The sequence below is a fragment of the Streptomyces sp. NPDC057137 genome (genome assembly GCF_042670825.1).
In the GTDB taxonomy this organism is placed as follows: Bacteria; Actinomycetota; Actinomycetes; order Streptomycetales; family Streptomycetaceae; genus Streptomyces.
Map to the genome: position 1 here is coordinate 413,554 of NZ_JBHUUW010000001.1, position 24,508 is coordinate 438,061.

A 24,508-nucleotide genomic window follows, 5' to 3' on the forward strand; every position below is an offset into this window, starting at 1 on the left:
CTGCATGCCATTGGCGATACATGGGGGTTCTCTGTGTTTGACGTGATCGTGGCCGGCGGCGGACCGACCGGCTTGATACTGGCCGCCGAGTTGCGGCTGCACGGCGTACGGACGCTCGTGCTGGAGAAGGAGGCGGAGCCGACCAGGGTGGTCCGCGCGCTCGGTCTGCACGCGCGCAGCATCGAGGTGATGGACCAGCGCGGGCTGCTGGAGCGGTTCCTCGCACTCGGCCGGCAGTACCCGCTCGGTGGGTTCTTCGCCGGTATCCGCAAGCCGGCGCCGGGCCGGCTGGACACCTCGCATCCGTACGTCCTCAGCATCCCGCAGCCGGTCACCGAGCGGCTGCTGAACGAGCACGCCACCGAGCTGGGCGTCGAGATCCGGCGGGGCCGCGAGCTGGTCGGGCTGAGTCAGGACGACGAAGGGGTGAGCGTCGAGCTGGCCGACGGCACGCGGCTGCGTTCGCGCTATGTCGTCGGCTGCGACGGCGGCCGCAGCACGGTGCGCAAACTGCTCGGCATCGGCTTCCCCGGTGAGCCCAGCAGAGTCGACACCCTGCTGGGCGAGATGGCGGTGGCCGAGTCGCAGGAGACGATGACCGCCGTGATGGCCGAAGTCCACAAGACGCAGCTGCGGTTCGGCGCCATGCCCCTCGGGGACGGGGTGCACCGCGTCGTCGTGCCCGCCGCGACGGTGGCCGAGGACCGCTCGGTCCCGCCGGCCTTCGAGGAGTTCAAGCAGCAGATGCGGGCGACCGCCGGTACCGACTTCGGCGTGCACTCGCCGCGCTGGCTGTCCCGTTTCGGCGACGCCACCCGGCAGGCCGAGCGCTACCGGTCCGGCCGCGTGCTGCTGGCCGGCGACGCGGCGCACATCCATCCACCGACGGGCGGGCAGGGCCTCAACCTCGGTATCCAGGACGCGTTCAACCTCGGCTGGAAGCTGGCCGCCGAGGTGGGCGGCTGGGCGCCGGAGGGGCTGCTCGACAGTTACGCCGCCGAACGGCACCCGGTGGCCGCCGACGTGCTGAGCAACACCCGCGCGCAGATGGAGCTGATGTCCACCGAGCCGGGTCCTCGGGCCGTGCGCCGGCTGGTGTCGGAACTGATGGACTTCGAGGAGGTGAGCCGGTATCTGATCGAGAAGATCATCGCGATCAGGGTCCGTTACGACTTCGGCGACGGGCACGACCTGCTCGGCCGGCGGCTGCGGGACGTGACGCTGAAGCGGGGGCGCCTGTACGAGCTGACGCACGGCGGCCGCGGCCTGCTGCTCGACCAGACCGGCCGGCTTTCGGTGGCGGGCTGGGCCGACCGGGTCGACCACGTGGTGGACGTCAGCGAGGAACTGGACGTGCCCGCCGTGCTGTTGCGGCCGGACGGCCATGTGGCGTGGGTCGGCGACGACCAGGCGGATCTCGTGGACCGGCTGCCCACGTGGTTCGGCGCCGCGGTGAGTTGAGCGCGCGGCGCCGGCTCGACAGGCTCGACCGCCGGACGAGTGGCGAGGGGGGACAGCCCGTCCGGCGGTCGAGGGTGGATCGGCCGCCGCCGGTCAGGGGGTGATGGCGATGTTCGTCAGGCCGCGGCCGCCGGTGACGGTGTTGTTGGAGTGCACGGTGGTGCGGCAACTGGCGGTGTCGGCAGTGACGTTGATCGCGAGCTGCTTGTCGCCGGTGGCACCGTTCAGGTCCGACTTGTTGCCGCGGAAGATCGTGCCGCAGCCCCAGCCCGACTGCTGGGTGTGGGTCTCGAAGCCGTTGTTGGTGGTGTTCTTCCCGGTGTTGTTCTCGACGAGGGTGTTGTTGCCCTTCACATCGACCCAGGAGTCGTCGAAGTTGGCGCCGGTCAGCCCCCGGCCGTCGAAGGTGTTGCCGATGATCTTCGCGCCGGTGGTGCCCTCCTTGATGTCGATGGCTTCGCCGCCGACATCGGGACCGATGGTGTTGTTGAGGATCTGCGCGTTGTCGCTCTTGTCGGAGGTGCCGCCGGCGGAGCCGACGTAGACGCCCTCGCCCATGCCCCGGCCGTCGTTGCCGGTGTCGTAGATCCGCGAGTTCTTGACGACTCCGTCGCGGCTGGTCTTCCGGAAGTGGATGCCCTCCATGTCCAGGTTGTGCACAACGACGGAGTCGATGACGACGCCGTCGGCCGTGTCGGCCATGATCCCCTTCTGGGCGCCGGTGAGGGTGATACCCTTGACGGTCCAGTACGAGGCGCCGTTGAGGTGCAGTACGTACCCGCCGCCCGCGTTGAGGACGGCCTTCTCCGAACCGGCGAGCGTGATACGGGAGTTGGCGGTGGCGGCGACCAGTGCCTTGAAGTTTCCGGTGTAGTTGCCGTCGGCGAGCTGGATCGTGTCGCCGGGGCGGACGGTGGTGAGCGCCGTCTTCAGTTCGGCGGCGGTCTTCACGTTGATGACCGCCGCGTGGGCCGGGGTGGCGGTCATGGAGAGCACGCCGGCCGTCGTGGCAACGGCGAGGAGGGTGGGGAGCAGCCTTCGAGCACGCATCGCAAGCGCCTTCCTGCGGGAGTGTGGGGTCTCATATGCGAACAGGGGACGAGCTTGTGAACACTGGAGCTGATTGGCCACCGTAGGGACACCAACGAACGGCGTCAAGGTCCGTACCAATAGCGGAACTTCAGCCCACCACTGCACCCCGGCACGCTCCCCCGACGGCTGGACGTGATCGTCGCGTGCGGGCCGTCCGGACATGCGAACGGGGCGGCGCCCCGAGAGACGCCGCCCCGCCACCGCCCGTCAGGCGTTCGGGTCGAACGGGATGCCGCCCGGCTTGGCCTTGGAGAGGTGCGAGTTGAAGGTGCTGTCCTTGATACCGAGCGTCGCGCTGCCGAAGTCGGCCCCGCTCAGCTTGTCGCGCAGACCGGCGGGGTAGCCCTCCCAGCCGACGAGCGTCGGATACTGCCACGTTCCCTTGTGGTTCTCCGGCGGCTCGTCACCCGTGCTCGCGGCACGGAAGGCGTGCGTGCTGCCGCCGTCCTTGTGGTAGACGACCTTGGCGTGGCTGCCGTCGAACTGGATCTGGGACCGGTTGTGGATCTGGAACCCGCCGTGGGCGGAGGTCGACACGTACTCGACGTTGTTGTCCTTCACCCACACCACGATGTGCTCCCAGTCGTGGCGGTGCCCGGCGCTGCCGCCGCCGAGTGACACCTGGTCCTTCTCGAAGTAGGACGCGTACATGATCGCGCACCACCCGTTGTTGCACTTCTCGCGCGAGTAGCTGTTGGTGTTCTCCAGGTCGGACAGGTCACGGCAGTTGCCGTTGACGTCGCCGCCCATTCCCAGCCCCGGGGCTATGGTGCCGTCGGGGCCGATGGCCGGGCTGGCGTAGCAGCCGTCACGGTCGTAGTCGTAGGCGGGCTGGAACGACCGCTCCTGCCCGTTGGCGTTGCCGGGGAGTGCCCTTGGGGGATCGGCGTGGGCGATGGCCGGGGAGGCCACCACCAGTGCTACGGCTCCGACGAGACTCGTGAGGGAGATCCTCACGAGCCGCCGCGACGAGCCCGTTCGCTTGGCCGAGGGCCGACTCTTCTTCAACTGCGTCCTCCTGGTCGAACCCGCTGTGGGGGCGGGCTGGGCCGGGCCGTCCACGGCACGCATGTCAACCATGTCGTGCGCGTGGCGGCCACTGAACACGCAGAGTCTGCCTGGAGTTGGGGATCAGCGGCAATGAACGAGGTGCGTCGGAAGCCTGTACATCAGCCCTCGACATCCTCCGTGCCGAGCGACTCGTAGAGCACCGGGTCCCGGCGGCGGATACGCAACGCCATCGCCACTCCCACCAGGAAGAGCACCGGAAGCGGCAGCAGCAGCGACCAGTTGACGGCGGAGCCGGCGGCCGTGAGGAGGTCGAGCTGGGAGACCGAGAGCCACACGAGCACCACCAGACCGACGGCGGCGACGGCGGGTGCCACCAGTACGCGCCAGGGCGAGTGACCACGGAGGTTCTTCGCGAAGAAGCAGACCACCGCGAGCGCGGTGAGCGCTTCGAGCGCGAGGATGCCGAGCACCCCGGGCGCGGCCGACCAGAGGAAGACCACGAGGTACGGGTCGGCGCCGAGGATCATCGCCAGGCCGAGGACCACGGCGTTGACGACGGTCTGCGCGACCGTGCCGCCGACCGGTGCGCCGGACCGCCGGTGGATCCTGCCGAACGCGGTCGGCAGGACGCGCTGCCGGCCGAGCGCGAAGAAGTAGCGGGACGCCGCGTTGTGGAAGGCGAGGGCGGCGGCGAAGGCGCTCGTACAGAGCAGGATCTGGCCGAAGTCGGAGGCCCAGGCGCCGACGTAGTGGGTGATCGAGGCGAAGGTCATGTTGGCCACGTCGTCACCGCCGGCGAACGCGACCGCCCCGTCGGAGCCGTACGCGACGAACACGCACCACACGGAGAAGGTGTAGAAGACCGCGAGGAAGCCGATGGCGATGTAGGTGGCGCGCGGGATCGTACGCGCCGGGTCGCGGACCTCCTCCGCGTACAGCGCCGTCGCCTCGAAGCCGATGAAGCCGCCTGCCGTCAGGACCAGCAGCGCTCCGAAGCCGTCATGGGTGACCAGGCTCGGTGCGAAGACGCTCACCGTCGGGCCGCTCGCGCCGCCCTTCACCAGCACGAACACCTCGTAGATGACGAGGACGAGGAGTTCGAGCCCGAGGGCGATGCCGAGCACCCGGGCGCCGAGGGTGACCTTGGAGTAGCCGAGGAACGCGACCGCCGCCGTGCCGACCACCGCGATGAGCTGCCAGGGGACGTCCAGGCCGAACAGCGAGGAGAAGGTGTTCGCCGTGTAGTAGGCGAAGCCCGCCAGCAGACAGACGGCCATCGCGTTGTAGGCGACGAGCGCGACCAGCGCGGAGCCGATGCCGAGCGGACGGCCGAGACCTCGGGCGATGTACGAGTAGAAGGCGCCCGCGTTCTTGATCATCGGGCTCATCGCGGTGAACCCGGCGGCGAAGAGCAGCAGGATCGCGCCGGGCACGATGTAGCCGTACGCGGCAGACTCGCCGCCCGTGCGGATCGCGAGCGGCACCACGCCGGCCATGACCGTGAGGGGCGCGGCGGCCGCGACGACGAAGAAGACGAGGTCCTTGGTGGTCAGCCCGGCGTTGGCGAGACGGACCGGCCGCGGCTCGGCGCCGGGGCCCGTGCCCTGCCCCTCGGCACGCGTGTCAGACGACTTCGCCATGACGGTCCTCCCGGTCCGGCAGCTCTGTTCTTGTCTCCGCCCGGTCGACCCAGACCTGGGTGCCGCGCTGGACGCGGACGATGTGCTCCCGGCCGTACGCCTTCGGGGTGTCGAGCGGGTTCAGCCCGAGCGCGAGGACGTCCGCGCTCTTGCCGACGGTCAGTGAGCCCGTGACGTCGTCGACGCGGAGCGCGCGTGCGCCGTTGAGGGTGGCGGCGACGAGGGCGTCCATGGGCGGCATGCCCGTCTCGATCATCGTCCTGACCTCGGTGAGGGTCGAGACCCCGAAGGGGACGGTCTCGCTGGAGAAGCTGTCGCTGCCCACGGCGATGCGCACACCCGCCGTGCGGGAGGCGTTGAAGTTGTCGGCCACGCGGTTCTTCTCCTTCTCGACCATCGTCTCGCCCCGGTAGTCCTCCAGGCCCTGACGCGGCGGCGGCGGGTAGTGGTCGAACCACGGGCCGAGGAACAGCTGAAGCGTCGGTACGTGGACGACGCCCTGGTCGCGCATCATCTCGATGCACTCCTCGTCCAGTTCCTCGCCGTGTTCCAGTGTCGCGACCCCGGCCCGCAGACAGTCCTTGGTGGCGGCGAGGGACTCGGCGTGCGCGAGGACGGGGGCGCCGACCATACGCGCCTCCCGTACGACCGCGCGAAGCTCGTCGAGGTCGAAGTGCTGGTCGGTCTCCAGCTCCTTGTCCCACATGCCGCCGCCGGTGGCCCAGATCTTCACGGCGTCCGAGCCCATGCGGTTCAGCAGCCGGACGGTCTTGCGGATCTCCTCGGGGCCGTCGGCGAGCAGGGCCCAGGGGTGGCTGCGCTGCACCAGGTCGCAGTGCAGGTTGTGCGCGTCGCCGTGGCCGCCGGTACGTGAGATGCCGGGGCCGCAGGCCACGATCCGGGGTCCGGGCAGCCGCCCGGCGTTGACGGCGCGCTTGAGGCGCAGTCCGTTGCGGGAGATGTCCCGGATGGTGGTGACGCCGTGGACCATCAGCTCGCGCATCTGGACGGTCGACTCGACGGCCTGCTGGAGGTCGTCCTCGATGACCCACTGGGTGAAGTCGGAACTCTGTGTGCCGCCGAGGTGGGTGTGGCAGTCGATGAGGCCCGGGATCAGGGTCGCGTCGTGGAGATCGACGTGTTCCGCCGTGCCGGGCACCGTCACCTCGGTCTCGGTGCCGACGGCGGTGATGACGCCGTCGGTGATCACGAGAACGGCGTTGTCGATCGGATCGGCACCCGTTCCGTCGATCAGTGTGGATGCATGGAGAGCATGTATTTTCGTTGTCATGGAGCACCTCTACCGTCAAAGTGATGGCTAGAAGCTAGGTGCACGATCAATATGGTGTCAATGAGTCCTGTCGAGTAATCTCCTGATGAAAGTGATGGGTACGCGCGACGAAGACGGGGTGTCGAGACCTCCCGGAGGTCCCGCCCCAGAGGACCCGAGGAGCACTGTGCGACACGGACAATTCAGCGGCCTGCGGCCCGCGGACCTGGACGAGACGGACCGGACCCTGGTCCGCATCCTCCAGGCGGACGGGCGCACGCCGGTCGCGGAACTGGCACGGACGGTGGGCCTGTCGCACGCGGCGACGCGCCAGCGGCTCAACCGGCTGATCGCGGAGCGGATCGTCGCGGTGGGCACCATGACCCACCCGGGCACGCACGGCCTCCACCGCTCGGCGATGGTGGGCATCCGGTGCGACTCACGGACGCGGAGCGTCGCTGCGAGCGTGTCGAAGCTGGACGAGGCGTACTACGTGGTGACAGGCATGGGCGCGTACGACCTCATGGTGGAGGTGATGGCGCGGGACGACGCGCACCTGATCGACCTGATCGCGTCGATCAGGTCGATCACGGGGGTGCTGTCCACGGACGTGACGCTGATCGCGGAGACCACGAAGTGGGTCTACGCGCCGGACTTCACGGGCTGAGCCGCACGGTCCGACCGGGCCGAACGGGACGGCCCCCGCCCGGCCGGGCCCGCTCGCCCCCCGTCGGTCACGTCAGTGTCGGTGCCCGGCCGCGTTGGGCCGGCGCCCCGGCGGATAGTCCGGCGTCGGCGGGGCGATGACGGCCGGGATGGCGCGGGCCTCGGTGACTCCCCCGTGGACGGTGACGACGTCGCCGTAGTGGTGGATCTTCAGCGGGTCACCGGTGGGGAGGGTGTACGTGGCGGTCGTCGGGGTGATCTCGACCCGCAGATGGCGGCCCCGGAACTGCATCGTGAAGGCGAGCCGGCTGATCTGCTCGGGCAGCCGGGGCGAGAAGTCCAGCCGGTCCCCGTGGTGCCGCATTCCGCCGAAGCCGGCCACGAGAGCCGTCCAGGTGCCCGCGAGCGAGGCGATGTGGAGGCCGTCGCGCGTGTTGTGCTCCAGGTCCTCCAGATCCATCTGCGCCGCCTCGGTCAGATAGTCGTAGGCGAGGCGCAGGTGTCCCGTCTCCACCGCGATGACCGCCTGGCAGCAGGCCGACAGCGACGAGTCGCGGACGGTGATGGCTTCGTAGTAGGCGAAGTTGCGCGACTTGTGGTCGGCGTCGAAGTACGAGCCGCACTTGAACATCGCCAGGACCAGATCCGCCTGTTTGACGACCTGCTTGCGGTAGATGTCGAAGTAGGGGAAGTGGAGCAGGAGCGGGTACTGGTCGGGCCGGGTGCCCTCGAAGTCCCACTGCTGGTGCCCGGTGAACCCGTTGTCCTGCTCGTGCACCCGCAACTCGTCGTTGTAGGGGATGTGCATGGCTTCGGCGGCGTCCCGCCAGGTGGCGCTCTCCTCGTCGTCGACGCCGAGTTGGGCCGCCCGGTCGGGGTGGCGCTCCACGATGTCGGCCGCCGCCAGCAGATTCGTCCGGGCCATCAGGTTCGTGTACGTGTTGTCGTCCACGACGGCGCTGTACTCGTCGGGGCCGGTGACGCCGTCGATGTGGAAGGCGCCGTGGTGGTCGTGGTGACCGAGGGACCGCCACAACCGCGCTGTCTCCACCAGCAGTTCGACGGCGCACTCGCGCTCGAACTCCTCGTCCTCCGTGGCGGACAGGTAGCCCACCACGGCGTCGGCGATACCGGCGTTCACATGGAAGGCGGCGGCGCCGGCCGGCCAGTAGGCCGAGCATTCCGAGCCCTCGATGGTCCGCCAGGGGAACGCCGCCCCGCCCAGCCCGAGTTGCTCGGCCCGCTCACGCGCGGCCGGCAGGGTGCTCTGGCGCCAGCGCAGCGCTTGCGACACCGCGTCGGGCGAGGTGTAGGTGAGCAGCGGCAGGACGAACGCCTCGGTGTCCCAGAAGGCGTGTCCGTTGTAGCCGGAGCCGGTCAACCCCTTGGCGGGGATGCCTCGTTGCTCGGCCCGGGCGCCGGCCTGCAGAACGTGGAAGAGGGCGAAGCGTACGGCCTGCTGGATCTGCTCGTCACCCTCCACCTCCACGTCGCCGCACCTCCAGAAGTCGTCGAGGTACGCGCGCTGTTCGTCGGCGAGCCCCTTCCAGCCGACGCTCGCCGCGCCCGCCAGAGCGGCGTCCACCTGGTCACTGACCGCGGGCAGCGACCGGGTGCTCGACCACCCGTACGCCACGAGCTTGTCGAGCCGCAGGCTCTTGCCGGGCGCCAGGACGGAGGTGACGGTCAGCCGTGCGATGTCGTCGTCGGACTCGCACTCCGTCGTGGTCGACTCGGGTCCGGACACGACATGGTCCGCCGCCGCGCCGACGCGCAGACAGCTGCGGCGTGTGGAGTGCACCAGCCGCAGCCGGTTTCCCGACGCGAAGGTCTCCTCCGCCTGGAGCGGCGCCTCCAGCGCGACGGCGGCGCGGGGATCGGTCGCGGCGTCGGGCAGTTGCTCGTTGGCCACCAGCTCCGACTGGATCACGATGCGCACCTCGGAGTCGACCGCCTCGACCTCGTAGGAGATGGCGGCGATGGCTCGCTGGGTGAAGGACACGAGCCGGGTGGAGCGCACCCGTACGGTGCTGCCTGCCGGTGACGTCCACTCACAGGTGCGGCGCAGCACGCCGGCACGCAGGTCGAGCACACGCTCGTGGGAGCGCAGCTGCCCGTAGCGCAGGTCGAACGGCTCGTCGTCGACCAGCAGTCGGATGATCTTGCCGTTGGTGACGTTGATGACGGTCTGGCCGGACTCCGGGTAGCCGTAGCCGGCCTCGGCGTAGGGCAGGGGGTGCAGTTCGTGGACGCCGTTGAGGTACGAGCCCGGCAGGCCGTGCGGTTCGCCCTCGTCGAGGTTGCCGCGCCAGCCGACGTGGCCGTTGGAGAGCGCGAAGACCGATTCGCTCTGCGGCAGGACGTCGAGGTTGAGTTCCGTCTCCCGCAGGGACCAGGGCTCCACGGCGTACATCGAGTCGGTGATCATGCCTGCGGCTCCTGGTCGGAGGGGTCGGCGCGGTCCGCGCGGCCGGCGGGGCGGGCGAGTTCGCCGGGATCGGCGAGGTCTGCCAGGTCGGTGACGACGGTGTCCGCGCCGTGGGCCCGCAGCGCGTCGGCCTGGCCGACCCGGTCGACGCCGACGACGTACCCGAAGTGTCCGGCGCGGCCCGCCTCCATGCCCGCGAGCGCGTCCTCGAACACGGCGGCTGCCGACGCCTCGATGCCCAGGTCGTCCGCCGCCGCGAGGAAGGGGGCGGGGTCGGGCTTGCCGGGCAGTCCTCGCTCCGCCGCCACGACGCCGTCGACGCGGGTGTCGAAGAGGGCTTCGGCGTCGATGGCCCGGAGGATGTCGCGGCAGTTGGTGCTGGAGGAGACGACGGCGGTACGCAGTCCACTCGCCCGGACCGCCCGGATGTAGCGCAGCGAACCCTCGTACGCCTCGACGCCGCCGGCCTTGATCCTCTTCAGCAGCAGGTCGTTCTTGCGGGTGCCGAGGCCCTGGACGGTGGCCCGGTCGGGCGGATCGTCCGGCGCGCCTTCGGGGATCTTGATCCCGCGCGAGGCGAGAAACGCCCGCACGCCGTCGGCGCGGGGAAGCCCGTCGACGAACTGGTTGTAGTCCGCGACGGCGTCGAACGGGCGGAGTTCGCCGTCGTCGCCCCCGCCCCCGCCCGCGCGCTCCCGCAGGAACGCGTCGAACGTCTCCTTCCAGGCCGCCGCGTGCACGACGGCCGTCCTGGTGATGACACCGTCGAGGTCGAACAGGCAGACCTGGATGCTGTCCGGGAGGCCGAGTTTCGTCATGCGCGCACCTGCTCCGTGGAAGAGGGCTGCTTTCCCGGCAATCGTAGGGCGGCCGACCCGGCGCGACCTGGCCGTTCGGCCGTCTGGGCGACCGGCCCGCCCGTCAGGGAGCGAGCTGGTCGAGGAAGCCGAAGAGGTTCGCCCTCGTGCGCTCGATCTGCTGCTCCACGGTCAGGCTCTCCTCCATACGTCCCCCGGGCGCCGCGGCCTTCTTTCCGCGTACGTAGAGGGAGCAGGCGAGGTCGGTGCACATGTACAGCCCGATCGAGTTCCCGTCGCGGCCCGCCCTGCCGCTCTTGCGCGCGGTCATCAGCGACACACCGCTGCCCGGGTGGGTGGTCAGACAGAGGGAGCACATGCTGCGGTGCAGAAACCCGCGCCGTCGCGACGGATAACGCAGCGTCACACCGACGAGCGCGCCGTCCCTTTCGGTGACGAGATAGCCGCGGTCGGGCGCCGAGAGGTCGAGCCAGCCCAGGAAGTCCAGGTCTTCCCAGGGGCGCTCGGCGAGGTCGCGCGGCAGCGGAAGTCGCGCCGCCTCTCCCTTGGAGCAATTGACGAACGACGTACGGATGTCCTGCTCGGTCACGGCTTTCATGATTCCGAAGCTAACAGTGCCTAATCGTATTAGGCAAACAATTATTTCCCCTAGGCAGCTCGGTATGCTGGGATGGAGCCCCGTCGAACCACGCCGAACCACGCCGAACCGCGTCGCACCACGCCGAGCACCGGCCGAGCACAGGAGGTGGCGCCCATGGCGCGCGAACGACTGACGGTCGACCGGCTGACCGAGGCGGCGGGCGTCCTCGCGGACGAGGTGGGCTTCGAGAACGTCACGATGGCCGCGCTCGCCCGGCGCTTCGACGTGAAGGACGCCAGCCTCTACGCCCATCTCAAGAACGCGGCGGACCTGCGGACAAGGATCGCGCTGCTGGCGGTGGACGAGTTCGCCGAACGCGTCGCCACCGCGGTGGCGGGCCGGGCCGGCAAGGACTCGCTCGTCGCGTTCGCCGACGCGTACCGGGCGTTCGCGCTGGAGCGCCCCGGCCTGTACGCGGCCACGCAGACCCCCATCGACCCAGCGATCGCGGCCACTCCCCCGTCATATGTGCGCACCATCGAGATGACGTACGGGATGCTCCGGGCGTACGGCCTGACGGAGCCGGACCTGACCGACGCCGTACGGCTGCTGCGCAGCACCTTCCACGGCTTCAGCACACTGGAGGCCAACGGCGGATTCGCGGCCGACCGCGACGTACGGGCGTCCTGGGAGCGGACCGTCGAAGCGCTCCATGTCCTGCTGGAGCACTGGCCGCGCGCGGGGACCGCGGCGCCCACTGGCGCGGCCTCACCTCATAGGGTTACGTAGCGCCAGGACCTCGGGCTCGACGCCCCGGGCGGCGGCCGACCGACACGATTGGAGTTCGCCGATGGTGCACGACAGGGCCGGGCAGCAGGCGCAGCCCGGAGATCTGGTGGACGTGGCGCGGCTGGTGACGGCCTATTACGCGCTGCACCCGGATCCGGCCGAGCCCGCGCAACGGGTCACCTTCGGTACGTCGGGGCACCGCGGCTCCGCCCTCGTGGCGGCGTTCAACGAGGACCACATCGCCGCCACCACCCAGGCCATCTGCGACTACCGGACCCGCCAGGGCACCGACGGGCCGGTGTTCCTGGGCGCCGACACGCACGCCCTGTCCGAGCCGGCCCGGGTCACCGCGCTGGAGGTGCTGGCCGCCAACGGCGCCACCGTCCTGATCGACTCGGACGACGGCTACACACCCACCCCGGCCGTCTCGCACGCGATCCTGACGTACAACCAGGACCGCGCCACCGGCCTCGCCGACGGCATCGTGGTCACGCCGTCGCACAACCCGCCGGCCGACGGCGGGTTCAAGTACAACCCGCCCAACGGCGGTCCCGCCGGATCGGACGCCACCTCCTGGATCCAGGACCGCGCCAACGCCCTGATCGAGGCGGGCCTCAAGGAGGTCCGCCGGATCCCGTACACGCGGGCGCTGGCCGCCGACACCACGGGGCGGCACGACTTCCTGACCCGGTACGTGGACGACCTGCCGTCGGTCCTGAATCTGGACGCGGTGCGCGACGCCGGGATCCGGATCGGCGCGGACCCGCTCGGCGGCGCCTCGGTCGGGTACTGGGGCCGGATCGCCGAACGGCACCGGCTCGACCTCACGGTGGTGAACCCGCTCGCCGACCCGACCTGGCGGTTCATGACGCTGGACTGGGACGGCAAGATCCGGATGGACTGCTCGTCGCCGTACGCGATGGCCTCGCTGATCGCGCAGCGCGACACGTACACCATCGCGACCGGCAACGACGCCGACGCCGACCGGCACGGCATCGTCACGCCGGACGGCGGTCTGATGAACCCCAACCACTATCTGGCCGTGGCCATCCAGTACCTCTACGCGCACCGCGACGGCTGGCCGGCCGGCACCGGGATCGGCAAGACGCTGGTCTCCTCCTCGATGATCGACCGGGTCGCCGCCGACCTCGGGCGCACGCTCGTGGAGGTGCCGGTGGGATTCAAGTGGTTCGTCGACGGTCTGTACGACGGCAGTCTGGGCTTCGGCGGCGAGGAGTCCGCAGGCGCTTCGTTCCTGCGCCGCGACGGACGGGTGTGGACCACCGACAAGGACGGCATCCTGCTCGCGCTGCTGGCCTCCGAGATCACCGCCGTCACGGGCTCCACCCCGTCCCAGCACTACGCGGCGCTCGCCGACCGCTTCGGCGACCCGGCCTACGCCCGCGTGGACGCGCCCGCGACCCGGCAGGAGAAGGCGGTCCTCGCGAAGCTCTCCGCCGACCAGGTCACCGCCGACTCCCTGGCGGGCGAGCCGATCACCGCGGTCCTCACCGAGGCCCCCGGCAACGGCGCGGCGATCGGCGGCCTGAAGGTGTGCACGGACAGCGCCTGGTTCGCCGCGCGGCCGTCGGGCACCGAGGACGTGTACAAGGTGTACGCGGAGAGCTTCCGGGGCCCGGAGCATCTGAGCGAGGTCCAGGAAGAGGCGAAGACCCTGGTGTCGACGGCGCTGCGGGCCGCGGGCTGACGCGGCCCTGACGGGGCGTCAACTCCGGGGCCCTGCACCGGCGTTCACCGGGCGGGTGGCGGAGCGATCTCCACGGAGAGGTCGTTGTCGACCGTGTAGTACGGACGGGCCGTCACCCCGCCGAGGGTGGCGGCCGGGTAGACGAAGACCGTCTTGCGGTCCGCGACGTCGTCCAGCAGCCGGGCCACCCGGATCCGGGACGCGCCCGTCGCCGGGCGGACGTACACGTCCCAGATCACCGGCGCCGCCCCGGATCCCGGCTGGGCGCCGTCCGCCAGGAGTTCCTGGTAGTCCACGGTGAACGAGAAGTCCTGGCGCCCCTCGGCCCGGAGCGCGATCTGCCGTACGGCGGTGGCCCGGCCCCGTCGCTGCAGCAGCGCCGTCGCGCCCTCCCCCAGCCGGGGCCCGAACAGCCGCGCCCGCACGGTCATCGACCGGCCCGCGAAGACGATCCGGCCGGCCTCCGCGTGCGAGGCCCGCAGCCAGGCCCGTACGGCGAGACGGCCGTCCTTGGTGGCGTACGGGATCCGGACCGCCAGGGGCGTCGTCCGGCCGTCGCCGCCGCCGGACACCAGCGCGCGCAGGTCGCGCAGACCGGGCAGCAGCGGTACGCGCTCCCCGCCGGGCGACGGCAGGACGTACGCGTCCCAGCGGCCCTCCGCCAGGGCGGGTGCCGTCTCCAGGACGGCCCGCCACTCGCCCTTCCCGTCGGGCTGCAGCGCGACGACGCGGCCGATCTCCTCCGACTGCCCCTTCTTCGGGCGCAGTTGGAGCAGCAGCCGGGGGCGCGCGGAGTCGGGCAGCGGCAGTCGTACGCGTACGACGAACCGTCCTTCCTCGTCCACGGTCGCGTCCGCGCGGGGCTTCTCCACCGGTCCGTTCGTGACCGGCCCGTTCGTCACCGACGCGTTCGTGACCGGTGTGTATCCGCTGTTGTCGCCGCTCATCCCCGTGCCTTCCGTACCGTCCTCAGGACGCTGCTGGCCGCGACGAGCGCGGTGTCCTTGGCCGCGTAACCACCGCTCACCAGGGCGTGGTCCGTCGCGCGCCCCGCCGGCCCGCCGGCGCTCCGGGCCGCCACCAGTTCCTCGAACAGCTGCTCGGCCTGGGCCACCACGGGGCCGGGGGCGTAGCGCCGGGAGTTGTGCAGCGCGGCACGGCCCATCCGGCGGCGCAGTTCGTCGTCGCGTACGAGATCCAGCAGGGCCCCGGCCAGTGCGTCCCGGTCGCCGACAGGGACCAGCCGGCCGTCCTCGCCGGGGGCGATGATCTCGCCGGGGCCGTACTCGCAGTCGGTGCTCACGACGGGCAGTCCGCAGCGCATCGCCTCGACGATGGTCATGCCGAACGGCTCGAAGTTGGATGTCGCGGCTCCGATCGAGGCCTTGACCCACTCGGCTTCCATCGGGGTCACGGCGCCCATCAGGAAAACGTTGTTGTGCAGGCCGAGCCGGTCGATGAGCGCGCGCAGCGGCTCCTGCTCCTCACCCTTGCCGTAGATGCGCAATTGCCAGTCGGGCCGCTCGGCGGCGACCGCCGCGAAGGCCTCGATCAGCAGGTCGAACCGTTTCACCGGCACCAGCCGTCCTGCGGCGATCACGACGCGCTCGCCGCCGTCGGCCGGGGGAAGGGTGGGGGCCGGGACGCTGTTGGGGAGCGCCTGCACCCGGACGCCCGGCAGCCGCATCTTGCGCCGGTAGGCGGCGGCGTCGGCCTCCGTGACGGGGGTGATCGCGTCCAGGCGCGGATAGACCCGGCGCAGCGCGTTGCGCAGGCGCGGCGGGTGGTTGTTCAGCGTGAGGTGCTCCTGCCCGACGCGCACCGTGCGGGCGGGCGCCTGGAGGGCGAGGTGCACGTTGAGTCCTGGCCGGGTGCCCACGACGACATCGGCGTCGAGCGACGCCAGCGCCTCGCCGATGCGCTCGTCGGTGAGCGCGCTGTACTGCCGGTAGCGGTACTCGGACGAGGGGAAGACCTTCGCCGGCGTCAGATGCCGCGGATCGCTCTTCTCGTGCCGCAGATCCACCAGGGGCCGCAGGCGTACGCGCGGATCGAGGTTGAGGTTCGGCCGCTCCCGGTGCCGGAGAGCCGAGATGATCTCCACATCGTGCCGATCAGCCAGCGCGCGGGCCAAGTTGAACGTGGTGGTTATCGTCCCTCCTATCCCATACGCGTTGTGTATAAGAAATGAGATCTTCATGCCGTGCATGACGGGTTGGACATCCAGAAGGTTGCCTGCGTAACCCCTTGGTAAGGAGAAAAACCCCCTGCCGTAACCACCTGGTCTGACGCGTCGTCGGACGCGGCTCGCGCGAGAAGGCGCCCCGCACGAGAAGACGGCTGGAGCATTTGCCGCATTCCGCTGTTTTACCGGCAATACGATCGGGAAGACGGCCCTGTGCACCGCCCCCTCACCGCACAGCCACCCCCACCGCCACCCCCCGTCGAAGCGGCACAGCAAGGAGCCACCATGAACGCGGTCCCCGACATCACGCTCAACAACGGGGTGAAGATCCCCCAGCTCGGCTTCGGCACCTTCCAGATCCCGCCGGCCGACACCCGCGCCGCGACACTGACCGCGCTGGAGATCGGCTACCGGCACATCGACACCGCGGAGATGTACGGCAACGAGAAGGAGGTCGGCCAGGCGGTCCGCGACTCCGGAATCGACCGGGACGACATCTTCATCACCAGCAAGCTGAACAACCCCTTCCACGAGCCCGCCGCCGCGCACGCCGCGTTCGACCAGAGCCTGGCGGACCTCGGGCTGGCCCACCTCGACCTCTTCCTCATCCACTGGCCGCTGCCCGCCCTCGGGAAGTTCGTGGAGACGTGGAAGGCGCTGGAGGAGATCTACCGGTCCGGGCGGGTCAGGGCCATCGGCGTCTCCAACTTCCAGCCGCACCATCTGCGCCGCCTGCTGGAAGGCTCCGTGATCGTGCCCGCCGTCAACCAGGTCGAGGTGCATCCGTATCTCACCCAGGACGAGGTGAGGGCGTTCGACGCCGAGCACGACATCGCCACCGAGGCGTGGTCCCCCATCGCCCAGGGCAAGGTGCTGGACGACCCGATCATCGTCGGCATCGCCAACACGGTCGGCCGGACACCCGCCCAGGTCACGCTCCGCTGGGCCCTCCAGCGCGGGGACATCGTCTTCCCGAAGTCGGTGACCCGCTCGCGCGTCGAGGAGAACTTCGCCCTGTTCGACTTCGAGCTGAGCGAGGGCGACATGGCGGAGATCTCGGCCCTGAACCGGAACGAGCGCACCGGTCTCGACCCCGACCGCAACAACGGCTGACATCCGCCCCGCCGCCCGGTCCGTAATGGATGTCCCAACTCCGCAACTCTCGGCGGAGAACGGCCGGTGAGTACGGCAAGATCGGTCGTATGACCGAACAACAGGGCAGCGCACCGCGACAGAGCGCTACGGACGAGACGATCGCGGCCCTGGCGGTCCGCCTCCGCGCGGCGGACACCGGCGGCTGGACGTCGGACGCGACACGGGCGCTCGTCGTCCGGCTCGGCTGGGGCTGGAGCGGCAGTCCCACCGTGGTCACCGGCCGCTCCACCGGCGACGCGCGGCTGCGGCCCGTGGGTAAGTTCGAGGAGCGGTACGTGGGCGGCGAGGCGTACGTCGAACTGGCCGTCCCCGTACGGCACACCGCGCCGGACGCGGCCTCCCAGGCGGAGGCCTTCCGGCTGGTCAAGGACGAGCTGACCGCCGCGCTCGGCGAGGCGTCGATCATGGGTGTGCACGGGAGGCTGGCGTCGTTCCTCCGCACCGTGCCCGGCTGGGGCTCCCCGTACCTGCGCTGGCGTGGTGAGACCGACACGATCGAACTGCGCGCGGGAGCGACGGGGCCCGAGCTGGTCCTCCAGCCCACCGACCCGGCCGAGAGCTGGTTCGTACGCCAGGGGAACGGCGACGAGCACGGGATCACGGGCTTCTTCGGCTTCCGGCCCGACGGGTCGAACGGCGGCCTGACCTTCCCCGGCGGCTGGCGGGCCCGGAGCTGGGAGTCGATGACCAGAGCGCTCGCCGCCTTCCTGACGACGCTCCCGGCCGAGACGACGGCGCTGCGGACCCCGATGTGGATGCCGATCTACGGCCGGATCGAGGGGAAGGGCGCGCCGATTCTCTTCGACATCGACTGCGGCGACCGGCTGATGCTCGCCTCCTTCGCGGACGAGTCCGTCGACCCGCCGTCGCTGGGCTGGGGCACGGCGGCCGAGTATCCGACGACCGGCCGGCCCTGGCCCGACCCCGGCCACCCCCGGCTGCGCATCGACGCGGGCGGTCCGGGTGAGCCCGACGGACAGGTGCTCGCCGAGACGATCGTGGCGACGGCCCGCGCGATGGGGGTGGAGTCTCCCGAGGACCTGCTCATCGGCTCCGAGGCCACGGACATGGGCGCGTACCGGGTCACGTTCTACGGTCTGGGTCTGCCGATGGGCTGAGGCGGCCGGAGAGTCGCCTTCGCGCACCGCGAACTGATCAACTCGCGGGCGCTGTGGCAGACTTCTCCGGACGGCTGGTGACGCCCCGGGAAGCCCCGCGACGGCGCTCGAACGTGTCGTACCGCCTCCCGTCGCACCGCCACGCACCCATCGGAGTTTCGTATGACGGCAGGGACGCCCAAACCTCAGGTCGACACCAGCAAGCCGCACCCCGCACGGGTCTACGACTGGCTGCTCGGCGGCAAGGACAACTACGAGGTCGACCGTCAGGTGGGCGAGAGGCTGCCGGCCGAGTCGAGGGACGGTGCCCGCCAGAACCGGGAGTTCATGCACCGCGCGGCCGCCTGGCTGGCCGGCAACGGCGTGACCCAGTTCCTCGACATCGGCACCGGCATCCCGACCGAGCCGAACCTGCACCAGATCGTGCAGGCGATCCTGCCGACGGCGCGGATCGTCTACGCCGACAACGACCCCATCGTGCTGCGGCACGCCGAGGCCCTGCTCGTCAGCACGCCCGAGGGCACGACCGACTACATCCAGGCCGATGTGCGCAAGCCGCAGGAAATACTGCAGTACGCCCGCGCCACCCTGGACTTCGAGCGCCCGATCGCGCTGTCCCTCATCGCGCTCATGCACTTCGTCCCGGACGACCAGGGTCCGTACGACATCGTCTCCAGCCTGGTGGACGTGCTGCCGTCGGGCAGTTATCTGGTGCTGTCCCACGCGGCGTCGGACCTGGTGCCGGAGCTGTCGGACAAGGTCGTCGCGGAGTACGCGAAGGGCGGCATCAGGCTGGGATTCCGTACCCACGCCGGGGTCGGCCGCTTCTTCGACGGGCTGGACATGGTCGAGCCCGGACTGGTCACGGCGCCCGCCTGGTTCAAGGACACGGACGCGCCCAAGGACGAGATGAGCGGCATCTACGCGGGCGTGGCGCGCATCCCGTAAGCCGCGGGTCGCTGCACCCTCGCACGGCCCGGTCCGGCTTACGCTGCGGTGGCCCGACCGCCGCCGACGTGAGACCGAGGTGCTGTGCGATGCCGACGACCCTGCGCAAGTGGGCATGGCTGCCGGTGCTGGCCGTCGGGCTGGGGCTGTACTTCCTGGTGCAGGGCACGCTGATCGACACCCGCAACGTGAATTACGTACCGTCCCTGATCCTGTTGGGCGCGCTCGTCGTCCCGCTGTCCTTCCTCACCTTCGTGGCGGGGCGCACGGGCGAGTGGCGGATCGGGCCGTTCGTGCTGGGGATCGCGGCGCTGTTCGGCGGCGTGGTCGGGATCGTGGCCGCCGGACGGCTGGAGTTCGACACCCTCCGGGGCCTCGGCACGCTGTCCCTGATCGGCATCGGCCTGATCGAGGAGTCGTGCAAGCTCATCGTCCCGGTGCTGATCCTGGTGTGGCAGTGGCAGCGCGGCACCGTGCGGGTCGGGGACGGGCTGCTGATCGGGGTCGCGGCGGGGATGGGATTCGCCGTACTGGAAACGATGGGGTACGCGTTCACCGCGCTGCTGGCGTCCCAGGGGAACATCGGGGACGTCGAGGAGACCCTGTTGCTGCGCGGACTCAGCTCGCCCGCCGCGCACATGGCGTGGACCGGACTCGTCTGCGGAGCACTGTGGGCGGCCGTCGCGGCGCGGTGGTCCCTCGCGGCCACCGCACGGCTCGTCATCACCTTCGTGTTCGCGGTCGCCCTGCACGCGCTCTGGGACGGGGTCAGCAACCGGGCCGTGTACGTTCTGCTGGCCGCGGTCTCGCTGGGCTGGCTCCTCGTCGAACTCCACCGGAGCGACACCCTGTCCTGGGACAGCCCGGCCGCGGGCGCGAGGCCCGTACGGCGGTCGTGAGCGGGAGTTAGGTTTCCTCCATGTACTCGACCCAGATCTCCCGGCGTGTACGGGCCCCGCGTGCCGCCGTCTACCGCGCGCTGCTGGACGCGGACTCCGTCGCGAAATGGCGGGCACCCGAGGGAATGACCACCGAGGTGCACGAATTCGACAGCCGCGAGGGCGGGCGGTTCCGTATCTCGCTCGTCTACGAGGCGCCGACGGACACCGGGAAGTCCGGTGCGCGGACCGACACGTACCACGGGCACTTCGAACGGCTGGTGCCGGACGAACAGGTCGTGGAAGTGATCGAGTTCGAGACCGCCGATCCCACGATGGGGGGCGTCATGACCATGACGACCACGCTCTCGGACGTCGAGGGCGGTACGGAGGTCCTCATGGTGCACGCGGGGGTCCCGGACGCGGTGCCGGCGGCCGACAACGAGATGGGCACGCGTATGTCGCTGGACAATCTCGCGAGGCTCGTCGAAGGGGATCGCTGACGGACGCCCGGTACGGGTGTGCAGGCGTACGTGCCTACGGGTGCCCGCCGGTGCCTCAGGAGCGGCGACCCGGTTTGCCGCGCCTGCCGCTCTTCGCGCCGCCGGAACCGCCACCCCGGGGGTTGCCCCGGGGATTCTTGCCCGTCGGCTTGCCGACGGCGCGCTTGGGCGCCGCTCCGGACTTGGCCTTCGGGGCGGACTTGGCCTTCGCAGCGGGCTTCTCCGGTGCCGGGGCCGAGCGGCGGCCCCGTGAGCTGTTGACGGTGCGCCCCCGGACGATCCCGATGAACTCCTCGACCAGGTCGGTGGTCGCCTCCTCCGGCCACGACAGCGCGATGCGCGACTCGGGGACGTCGGAGACCGGCCGGTAGGTGAGGTCCTTGCGGTGGTACAGCCGGGCGAGCGACTGCGGTACGACGAGAAGGCCCACGCCCGCCGCCACCAGCTCGACGGCGTCCTCCGTCGTGGCCGGTCGCTCGTTCGCGGGCCGGCCGGGCAGGCGCCCCTCCCAGTCGAGGGTGTCGTCGAGGGGGTGCAGCACGATCTCGTCGGCCAGATCGGCGGCGGAGACCTCGTCGACGGCGGCCACGAGGTGGTCCTTCGGGACGAGGACGACCGTCGTCTCGGTGTAGAGCGGGATCGCGCTGAGGTCGGTCCGGTCGACCGGCAGCCGGACGAATGCCGCGTCGGCCTCACCGGCGCGCAGCGTGTCGGCGACGGCGGCGGCGGGCACCCCGGTCAGGGTCAGCGGAACATCGGGCAGCCGCTCGTTCCAGATCCGCACCCACTTGGTGGGGGTCACCCCCGGCACGTACGCGAGCCGGAACGTGGGGGACGCGAGGGGTACCTCCGAGCCAGTCACACGGCCAGGCTACCGGTCGTGGTCAGAGGCCCGGCACGCGCTCGATAGTCTGGGCACCATGACGTCGCACCAGACCACCCAGACGATGAAACCCGCCACGGCGGCGAAGAAACTGGGTGTGTACCTCGAGGCCACCCCAGCCGATTTCCAGGAGGGTGTCGTCTCGCGCAACGAGTTGAGCGCGCTCCAGGCCGATCCTCCCGAGTGGCTGCTGGAACTGCGGCGCGACGGCCCGCATCCCCGGCCGGTGGTCGCGGCCAAGCTGGGCGTCTCCATCGCGGGGCTCGCCCGTGGCGGCGTCACCGACGCCCTCACGACCGAGCAGATCGACGCGCTCAAGGAGGAGCATCCCGCGTGGCTGCGACGCGAGCGCGCCACCCAGGCCGAGGTGCGTAAGGAAGCGGCCCGTATCAAGGAGAAGAACGCGGAGCGGAGCGCCGAGGCGCGCCGCCCGCGCTCCTGACGGCGACGGCGCGACGGCGCGACGGCGAGCGGCAGGGGACCCCGGCCGCTCGCCGTACGTGATTGACGCGCCGGCCCGACTACCGCGCCGCCCTGGTGCGGTCGGTCAGCAGGGACCAGATGACGAAGACGCCGATCGCGATGGTGATGACCGCCCATACGGGCTGGTAGGGCAGCCACATGAAGTTCGCGACGACGCTGATGGCCGCCACGCCCACACCCAGCACCCGCGCCCAGGGCGCGCCGCTGATGATGCCCAGTCCCGTGAGGATCAGAACCGCGCCCACCACCAGATGGATCCAGCCCCATGAGGTCAGGGTGAACTGGTAGGTGTAGCTGCCGTTGAGCGTGAACACGTTGTCCCGGGCGATGGCGACGACGCCGTTCAGGACGCCCAGTACGCCGTCCACGAACAGCAGGACCCCGGCGAACATCGCCCCACCCGTCGCCCACGCGGTCCCGCCGTGGCCTTTGCGACGCGGTGTCTGATGTGCCCCCGAAGGGGTCGCGGTCTGTGCCATGAGAGCCTCCTCGGCCGAGTACGTGGCCCGCTCTCCGGACCACTCCGGCATGGGCCCGACAATCCGCCGCTCTTGCTCCCACGACCAGCCGAACTGGGCCATTGGAGTGAATGGCCATGGGGCGGTACCGCATACGCACGAGCCCGCGAATTTGCCGTTATTTTTCTCCGGGCCCTACAACCATTCGACCTTTCGGCCCACTTCAATTCATCCTGAAAACAGTGTGGGAATTGGCGGAACTATTTCTTTGCCGGGGCAGTCTTAGGCGGTGACCAAACGGCTCCGCGACAGACCGAGACCGAGACCATGTCGCGGAGCCGGACTACGGGGAAGGCACATTCTCATGCGCACTCGCATTCGCACGACGCTCATCGCCACCGCGGGCCTCGCCTCCGCACTCTCGCTGGTCGCGATCACCCCGGCTCTGGCCGGCGCGACCGGCCCCTCCGGGAAGGTCGCCGCACCGTCGCACAGCGTCGCGGCCGCCGCCGCGCCGGCCCAGGGGGACCCGCGCGACATCACCGGCCGCGTCGCCAACTTCTACGGCTCGTACATCGACTCCGTGTACGACCTGGAGGACCCGACGGCGAGCGCCAACGCCAAGGCGCTGAAGAAGTTCTACCTGAGCGCCGCCGCGCAGAAGAAGGTCGCGGCGTTCGAGGCGAAGGAGCACGCCGACGGGATTCTCTTCGCGCAGAACGTGCCGGTGAAGTGGAAGGTCACGTACACCGGTTCGGGCGCGGGGCACGCCACCGCGCTGGTCACGCTGACCTGGAGCGACGGCGAGAACCCCGGGATCAGCAAGATCAAGGTCCAGTCGGATCTGCAGACCCGCAAGATCACGGATCTCGCTCCGGCCAACTGACATCGACACGGCCGGTTTCCGGCCGAATGAGGCCGGTGGTCAGCGGGGCGGCAGTCGGGGACTCCCGGCCGCCGCCCCTGTGTCGTTCCTCGTCATTCCTCGATGTGGATGGCGAGCGCCGGACAGACGGACGCCGCGTGGCGGGTGTCGGCGGCCTGGTCGGCCGGGGGCTCGGCGTCGAGGAGTACGGCGATGCCGTCCTCGTCGCGCTGGTCGAACACCTCCGCCGCGGCGACCACGCACTGTCCGGACGCGACGCACTTGTCCTGGTCGAGGGTGATCTTCATGAGGGCTCCTTCGCTGGGGGTCGGTCGGGTCACCAGGTGACGGGCAGTTCGTAGACCCCGTACACGCCGCCGTCGTGCTTGAACGGGATCTGCTCGATGTCGGCCGCGAGCCGCAGCGTGGGAACGCGCCGGTAGAGGGTGCTGTAGACGATCTGGAGTTCCAGCCGGGCCAGCGGCTGGCCCAGGCACTGGTGGACGCCGAAGCCGAAGGCCACGTGCTGCCGGGCGTCGCGCTCGATGTCGAGGCGGTCGGGTTCCGGGAAGACGCCGGGGTCGCGGTTGGCGACGTCGTTGGCGATGACCAGCCCGTCGCCGGCGCGGACGCGTCGACCGGCGATGTCGATGTCTTCGAGCGCGACCCGGCGGCGGCCGTTGTGGACGATGTTGAGGTAGCGCAGCAGTTCCTCGACGGCCGAGGCGACCAGCTTGGGATCGTCGGAGTCACGCAGGAGCGCGAGCTGGGTGGGGTGTTCGAGCAGCGCGAGCGTACCGAGCGCGATCATGTTCGCGGTGGTCTCGTGTCCGGCGATCAGCAGCAGAACGCCCATCTGGGCCGCTTCGTGCCGGGTCAGCTCCCCCGCCTTCACCCGCACGGCCAGGCTGGACAGCACGTCGTCTGCCGGAGCCGCGAGCTTCTCGCCCATGAGGTCGTCCAGATAGTCGAGCAGCCTTCGGAAGGCGTCGTTCCGTTCCTGTGGGTCGTTGTCCCGCTTGATGAGGATCTTGCTGTTGGCCTGGAAGAAGTCGTGGTCGCTGTAGGCGACTCCGAGCAGTTGGCAGATCACCAGCGAGGGCATCGGCAGGGCGAACGCCTCCACCAGGTCCACCGGTTTCGGACCGGCCAGCATGTCGTCGATCAGGTCGTCCACGATCTGCTGGACGGCCGGGCGCATCGCCGCCACCCGCTTGATGGCGAAGGGCGCCGTCACCATGCGCCGCAGTCGGGCGTGCTCGGGGTCGTCCAGCAGGATGAAGCTGGCCGACGGGGCGTCGGGAGGGAGGGGCGCCTGGAGCGGGTAGCCGGGCCGTTTGATGTCGGCGCTGACGCGGGGGTCGGCGAGCAGGGCGCGCCCTTCGGCGTACCCGGTCACCAGCCAGGGGGTGCTGTCGTCCCACATCCGGACCTTGGTGAGCGGAGCCTCCGTCCGCTGGGCGACGGCGGCGGGGGGCGGGTCGAACGGGCAGCCGGCCGCCCGGTCCATCGGGAAGTGCGGGACTCCGGCCGGGGTCTCGCCGACTGATTCGACAGTGCTGGTCATGT

Annotated in this window: 24 protein-coding genes; 11 read left to right on the forward strand and 13 right to left on the reverse strand. The window is 70.4% G+C overall.

Features of this window, described 5'->3' with window-relative positions; translation table 11 throughout:
- The first annotated feature begins 33 nt into the window (after positions 1-33).
- Positions 34-1,461 (forward strand): rifampin monooxygenase, encoded by a 1,428-nt coding sequence (rox, locus tag ACFT9I_RS01735; protein ID WP_382559287.1) that lies wholly within the window; start codon positions 34-36, stop codon positions 1,459-1,461.
- Between the two features lie 93 nt (positions 1,462-1,554).
- On the opposite strand, the gene ACFT9I_RS01740 is transcribed toward rox, so the two are convergent.
- From ACFT9I_RS01740 to ACFT9I_RS01755, 4 genes are all read right to left on the reverse strand, one after another.
- A complete protein-coding gene (locus tag ACFT9I_RS01740; protein ID WP_382559289.1) occupies positions 1,555-2,511 on the reverse strand; it encodes a right-handed parallel beta-helix repeat-containing protein in 957 nt (318 codons plus the stop codon).
- A 249-nt stretch (positions 2,512-2,760) separates the two neighbouring features.
- Positions 2,761-3,561 (reverse strand): NPP1 family protein, encoded by an 801-nt coding sequence (locus tag ACFT9I_RS01745; RefSeq protein WP_382559291.1) that lies wholly within the window; start codon positions 3,559-3,561, stop codon positions 2,761-2,763.
- Between the two features lie 161 nt (positions 3,562-3,722).
- Complete coding sequence (locus tag ACFT9I_RS01750; RefSeq protein ID WP_382559293.1) at positions 3,723-5,204, reverse strand: APC family permease; 1,482 nt, start codon at positions 5,202-5,204, stop codon at positions 3,723-3,725.
- On the reverse strand, positions 5,188-6,495 hold the full coding sequence (locus tag ACFT9I_RS01755; protein WP_382559295.1) for an amidohydrolase family protein: 1,308 nt from the start codon (positions 6,493-6,495) through the stop codon (positions 5,188-5,190). The genes ACFT9I_RS01750 and ACFT9I_RS01755 overlap by 17 nt, the downstream gene beginning before the upstream one ends.
- Positions 6,496-6,661: 166 nt before the next feature.
- On the opposite strand from ACFT9I_RS01755, the gene ACFT9I_RS01760 reads away from it, so the two are divergent.
- On the forward strand, positions 6,662-7,141 hold the full coding sequence (locus ACFT9I_RS01760; protein ID WP_382559297.1) for an Lrp/AsnC family transcriptional regulator: 480 nt from the start codon (positions 6,662-6,664) through the stop codon (positions 7,139-7,141).
- Between the two features lie 72 nt (positions 7,142-7,213).
- Here ACFT9I_RS01760 and ACFT9I_RS01765 read toward each other — a convergent pair whose 3' ends face one another.
- From ACFT9I_RS01765 to ACFT9I_RS01775, 3 genes are all read right to left on the reverse strand, one after another.
- On the reverse strand, positions 7,214-9,568 hold the full coding sequence (locus ACFT9I_RS01765; protein WP_382559299.1) for a glycoside hydrolase family 65 protein: 2,355 nt from the start codon (positions 9,566-9,568) through the stop codon (positions 7,214-7,216).
- Positions 9,565-10,386 carry an HAD family hydrolase gene (locus ACFT9I_RS01770; RefSeq protein WP_382559301.1) on the reverse strand — a complete coding sequence of 274 codons (822 nt, stop codon included), beginning with the start codon at positions 10,384-10,386 and terminating at the stop codon, positions 9,565-9,567. Before ACFT9I_RS01770 ends, ACFT9I_RS01765 begins: the two co-directional genes overlap by 4 nt.
- Positions 10,387-10,489: 103 nt before the next feature.
- Positions 10,490-10,984, reverse strand: coding sequence for an FBP domain-containing protein (locus ACFT9I_RS01775; protein ID WP_382559303.1), 495 nt, complete (start codon positions 10,982-10,984; stop codon positions 10,490-10,492).
- Between the two features lie 156 nt (positions 10,985-11,140).
- Here ACFT9I_RS01775 and ACFT9I_RS01780 point away from each other — a divergent pair, with 156 nt between their 5' ends.
- Complete coding sequence (locus ACFT9I_RS01780) at positions 11,141-11,755, forward strand: TetR/AcrR family transcriptional regulator (RefSeq protein WP_382559305.1); 615 nt, start codon at positions 11,141-11,143, stop codon at positions 11,753-11,755.
- A 61-nt stretch (positions 11,756-11,816) separates the two neighbouring features.
- Positions 11,817-13,463, forward strand: coding sequence for a phosphoglucomutase (alpha-D-glucose-1,6-bisphosphate-dependent) (gene pgm / locus ACFT9I_RS01785; RefSeq protein ID WP_382559307.1), 1,647 nt, complete (start codon positions 11,817-11,819; stop codon positions 13,461-13,463).
- Positions 13,464-13,507: 44 nt separating this feature from the next.
- Here pgm and ACFT9I_RS01790 read toward each other — a convergent pair whose 3' ends face one another.
- Together ACFT9I_RS01790 and ACFT9I_RS01795 are read right to left on the reverse strand one after the other, a co-directional pair.
- Positions 13,508-14,410 (reverse strand): hypothetical protein, encoded by a 903-nt coding sequence (locus ACFT9I_RS01790; RefSeq protein WP_382559309.1) that lies wholly within the window; start codon positions 14,408-14,410, stop codon positions 13,508-13,510.
- The gene (locus tag ACFT9I_RS01795; protein WP_382559614.1) at positions 14,407-15,663 is read right to left on the reverse strand and encodes a glycosyltransferase family 4 protein; all 1,257 of its coding nucleotides are present in this window, start codon (positions 15,661-15,663) and stop codon (positions 14,407-14,409) included. Before ACFT9I_RS01795 ends, ACFT9I_RS01790 begins: the two co-directional genes overlap by 4 nt.
- 270 nt (positions 15,664-15,933) lie before the next feature.
- Here ACFT9I_RS01795 and ACFT9I_RS01800 point away from each other — a divergent pair, with 270 nt between their 5' ends.
- From ACFT9I_RS01800 to ACFT9I_RS01820, 5 genes are all read left to right on the forward strand, one after another.
- Positions 15,934-16,761 (forward strand): aldo/keto reductase, encoded by an 828-nt coding sequence (locus ACFT9I_RS01800; RefSeq protein WP_382559311.1) that lies wholly within the window; start codon positions 15,934-15,936, stop codon positions 16,759-16,761.
- Positions 16,762-16,850: 89 nt separating this feature from the next.
- Entirely contained in the window at positions 16,851-17,921 is a 1,071-nt protein-coding gene (locus ACFT9I_RS01805; RefSeq protein ID WP_382559313.1) for a hypothetical protein, read from the forward strand.
- A gap of 162 nt (positions 17,922-18,083) precedes the next feature.
- Positions 18,084-18,869: an SAM-dependent methyltransferase gene (locus ACFT9I_RS01810; RefSeq protein ID WP_382559315.1), complete on the forward strand. Its 786-nt coding sequence runs from the start codon at positions 18,084-18,086 to the stop codon at positions 18,867-18,869.
- An 89-nt stretch (positions 18,870-18,958) separates the two neighbouring features.
- Positions 18,959-19,768, forward strand: a complete 810-nt coding sequence (locus ACFT9I_RS01815; RefSeq protein WP_382559317.1) for a PrsW family intramembrane metalloprotease — start codon at positions 18,959-18,961, stop codon at positions 19,766-19,768.
- A 20-nt stretch (positions 19,769-19,788) separates the two neighbouring features.
- Positions 19,789-20,250, forward strand: coding sequence for an SRPBCC family protein (locus tag ACFT9I_RS01820; protein ID WP_382559319.1), 462 nt, complete (start codon positions 19,789-19,791; stop codon positions 20,248-20,250).
- A gap of 55 nt (positions 20,251-20,305) precedes the next feature.
- On the opposite strand, the gene ACFT9I_RS01825 is transcribed toward ACFT9I_RS01820, so the two are convergent.
- Positions 20,306-21,112: a LysR family substrate-binding domain-containing protein gene (locus ACFT9I_RS01825; protein WP_382559321.1), complete on the reverse strand. Its 807-nt coding sequence runs from the start codon at positions 21,110-21,112 to the stop codon at positions 20,306-20,308.
- A 58-nt stretch (positions 21,113-21,170) separates the two neighbouring features.
- Here ACFT9I_RS01825 and ACFT9I_RS01830 point away from each other — a divergent pair, with 58 nt between their 5' ends.
- The gene (locus ACFT9I_RS01830; RefSeq protein ID WP_382559323.1) at positions 21,171-21,575 is read left to right on the forward strand and encodes a DUF5997 family protein; all 405 of its coding nucleotides are present in this window, start codon (positions 21,171-21,173) and stop codon (positions 21,573-21,575) included.
- Positions 21,576-21,654: 79 nt separating this feature from the next.
- Here ACFT9I_RS01830 and ACFT9I_RS01835 read toward each other — a convergent pair whose 3' ends face one another.
- Complete coding sequence (locus tag ACFT9I_RS01835; RefSeq protein WP_382559325.1) at positions 21,655-22,095, reverse strand: hypothetical protein; 441 nt, start codon at positions 22,093-22,095, stop codon at positions 21,655-21,657.
- A 343-nt stretch (positions 22,096-22,438) separates the two neighbouring features.
- Between ACFT9I_RS01835 and ACFT9I_RS01840 the strand changes: the two genes are divergently transcribed.
- Complete coding sequence (locus ACFT9I_RS01840) at positions 22,439-22,960, forward strand: hypothetical protein (RefSeq protein ID WP_382559327.1); 522 nt, start codon at positions 22,439-22,441, stop codon at positions 22,958-22,960.
- 92 nt (positions 22,961-23,052) lie between these two features.
- Here the strand turns inward: ACFT9I_RS01840 and ACFT9I_RS01845 are convergent, their stop codons facing one another.
- Together ACFT9I_RS01845 and ACFT9I_RS01850 are read right to left on the reverse strand one after the other, a co-directional pair.
- A complete protein-coding gene (locus ACFT9I_RS01845; RefSeq protein WP_382559329.1) occupies positions 23,053-23,247 on the reverse strand; it encodes a ferredoxin in 195 nt (64 codons plus the stop codon).
- Positions 23,248-23,276: 29 nt separating this feature from the next.
- The gene (locus ACFT9I_RS01850; RefSeq protein WP_382559331.1) at positions 23,277-24,506 is read right to left on the reverse strand and encodes a cytochrome P450; all 1,230 of its coding nucleotides are present in this window, start codon (positions 24,504-24,506) and stop codon (positions 23,277-23,279) included.
- Positions 24,507-24,508: the final 2 nt, after the last annotated feature.

Bases quoted from the DNA above. Each gene is read 5' to 3' on its own strand.
- ACFT9I_RS01740 (WP_382559289.1), bottom strand. From the start codon at position 2,511: ATGCGTGCTCGAAGGCTGCTCCCCACCCTCCTCGCCGTTGCCACGACG.
- ACFT9I_RS01750 (WP_382559293.1), bottom strand. From the start codon at position 5,204: ATGGCGAAGTCGTCTGACACGCGTGCCGAGGGGCAGGGCACGGGCCCC.
- ACFT9I_RS01755 (WP_382559295.1), bottom strand. From the start codon at position 6,495: ATGACAACGAAAATACATGCTCTCCATGCATCCACACTGATCGACGGA.
- ACFT9I_RS01765 (WP_382559299.1), bottom strand. From the start codon at position 9,568: ATGATCACCGACTCGATGTACGCCGTGGAGCCCTGGTCCCTGCGGGAG.
- ACFT9I_RS01770 (WP_382559301.1), bottom strand. From the start codon at position 10,386: ATGACGAAACTCGGCCTCCCGGACAGCATCCAGGTCTGCCTGTTCGAC.
- ACFT9I_RS01775 (WP_382559303.1), bottom strand. From the start codon at position 10,984: ATGAAAGCCGTGACCGAGCAGGACATCCGTACGTCGTTCGTCAATTGC.
- ACFT9I_RS01780 (WP_382559305.1), top strand. From the start codon at position 11,141: ATGGCGCGCGAACGACTGACGGTCGACCGGCTGACCGAGGCGGCGGGC.
- pgm (WP_382559307.1), top strand. From the start codon at position 11,817: ATGGTGCACGACAGGGCCGGGCAGCAGGCGCAGCCCGGAGATCTGGTG.
- ACFT9I_RS01790 (WP_382559309.1), bottom strand. From the start codon at position 14,410: ATGAGCGGCGACAACAGCGGATACACACCGGTCACGAACGCGTCGGTG.
- ACFT9I_RS01795 (WP_382559614.1), bottom strand. From the start codon at position 15,663: ATGAAGATCTCATTTCTTATACACAACGCGTATGGGATAGGAGGGACG.
- ACFT9I_RS01800 (WP_382559311.1), top strand. From the start codon at position 15,934: ATGAACGCGGTCCCCGACATCACGCTCAACAACGGGGTGAAGATCCCC.
- ACFT9I_RS01805 (WP_382559313.1), top strand. From the start codon at position 16,851: ATGACCGAACAACAGGGCAGCGCACCGCGACAGAGCGCTACGGACGAG.
- ACFT9I_RS01810 (WP_382559315.1), top strand. From the start codon at position 18,084: ATGACGGCAGGGACGCCCAAACCTCAGGTCGACACCAGCAAGCCGCAC.
- ACFT9I_RS01815 (WP_382559317.1), top strand. From the start codon at position 18,959: ATGCCGACGACCCTGCGCAAGTGGGCATGGCTGCCGGTGCTGGCCGTC.
- ACFT9I_RS01820 (WP_382559319.1), top strand. From the start codon at position 19,789: ATGTACTCGACCCAGATCTCCCGGCGTGTACGGGCCCCGCGTGCCGCC.
- ACFT9I_RS01830 (WP_382559323.1), top strand. From the start codon at position 21,171: ATGACGTCGCACCAGACCACCCAGACGATGAAACCCGCCACGGCGGCG.
- ACFT9I_RS01835 (WP_382559325.1), bottom strand. From the start codon at position 22,095: ATGGCACAGACCGCGACCCCTTCGGGGGCACATCAGACACCGCGTCGC.
- ACFT9I_RS01840 (WP_382559327.1), top strand. From the start codon at position 22,439: ATGCGCACTCGCATTCGCACGACGCTCATCGCCACCGCGGGCCTCGCC.
- ACFT9I_RS01845 (WP_382559329.1), bottom strand. From the start codon at position 23,247: ATGAAGATCACCCTCGACCAGGACAAGTGCGTCGCGTCCGGACAGTGC.
- ACFT9I_RS01850 (WP_382559331.1), bottom strand. From the start codon at position 24,506: ATGACCAGCACTGTCGAATCAGTCGGCGAGACCCCGGCCGGAGTCCCG.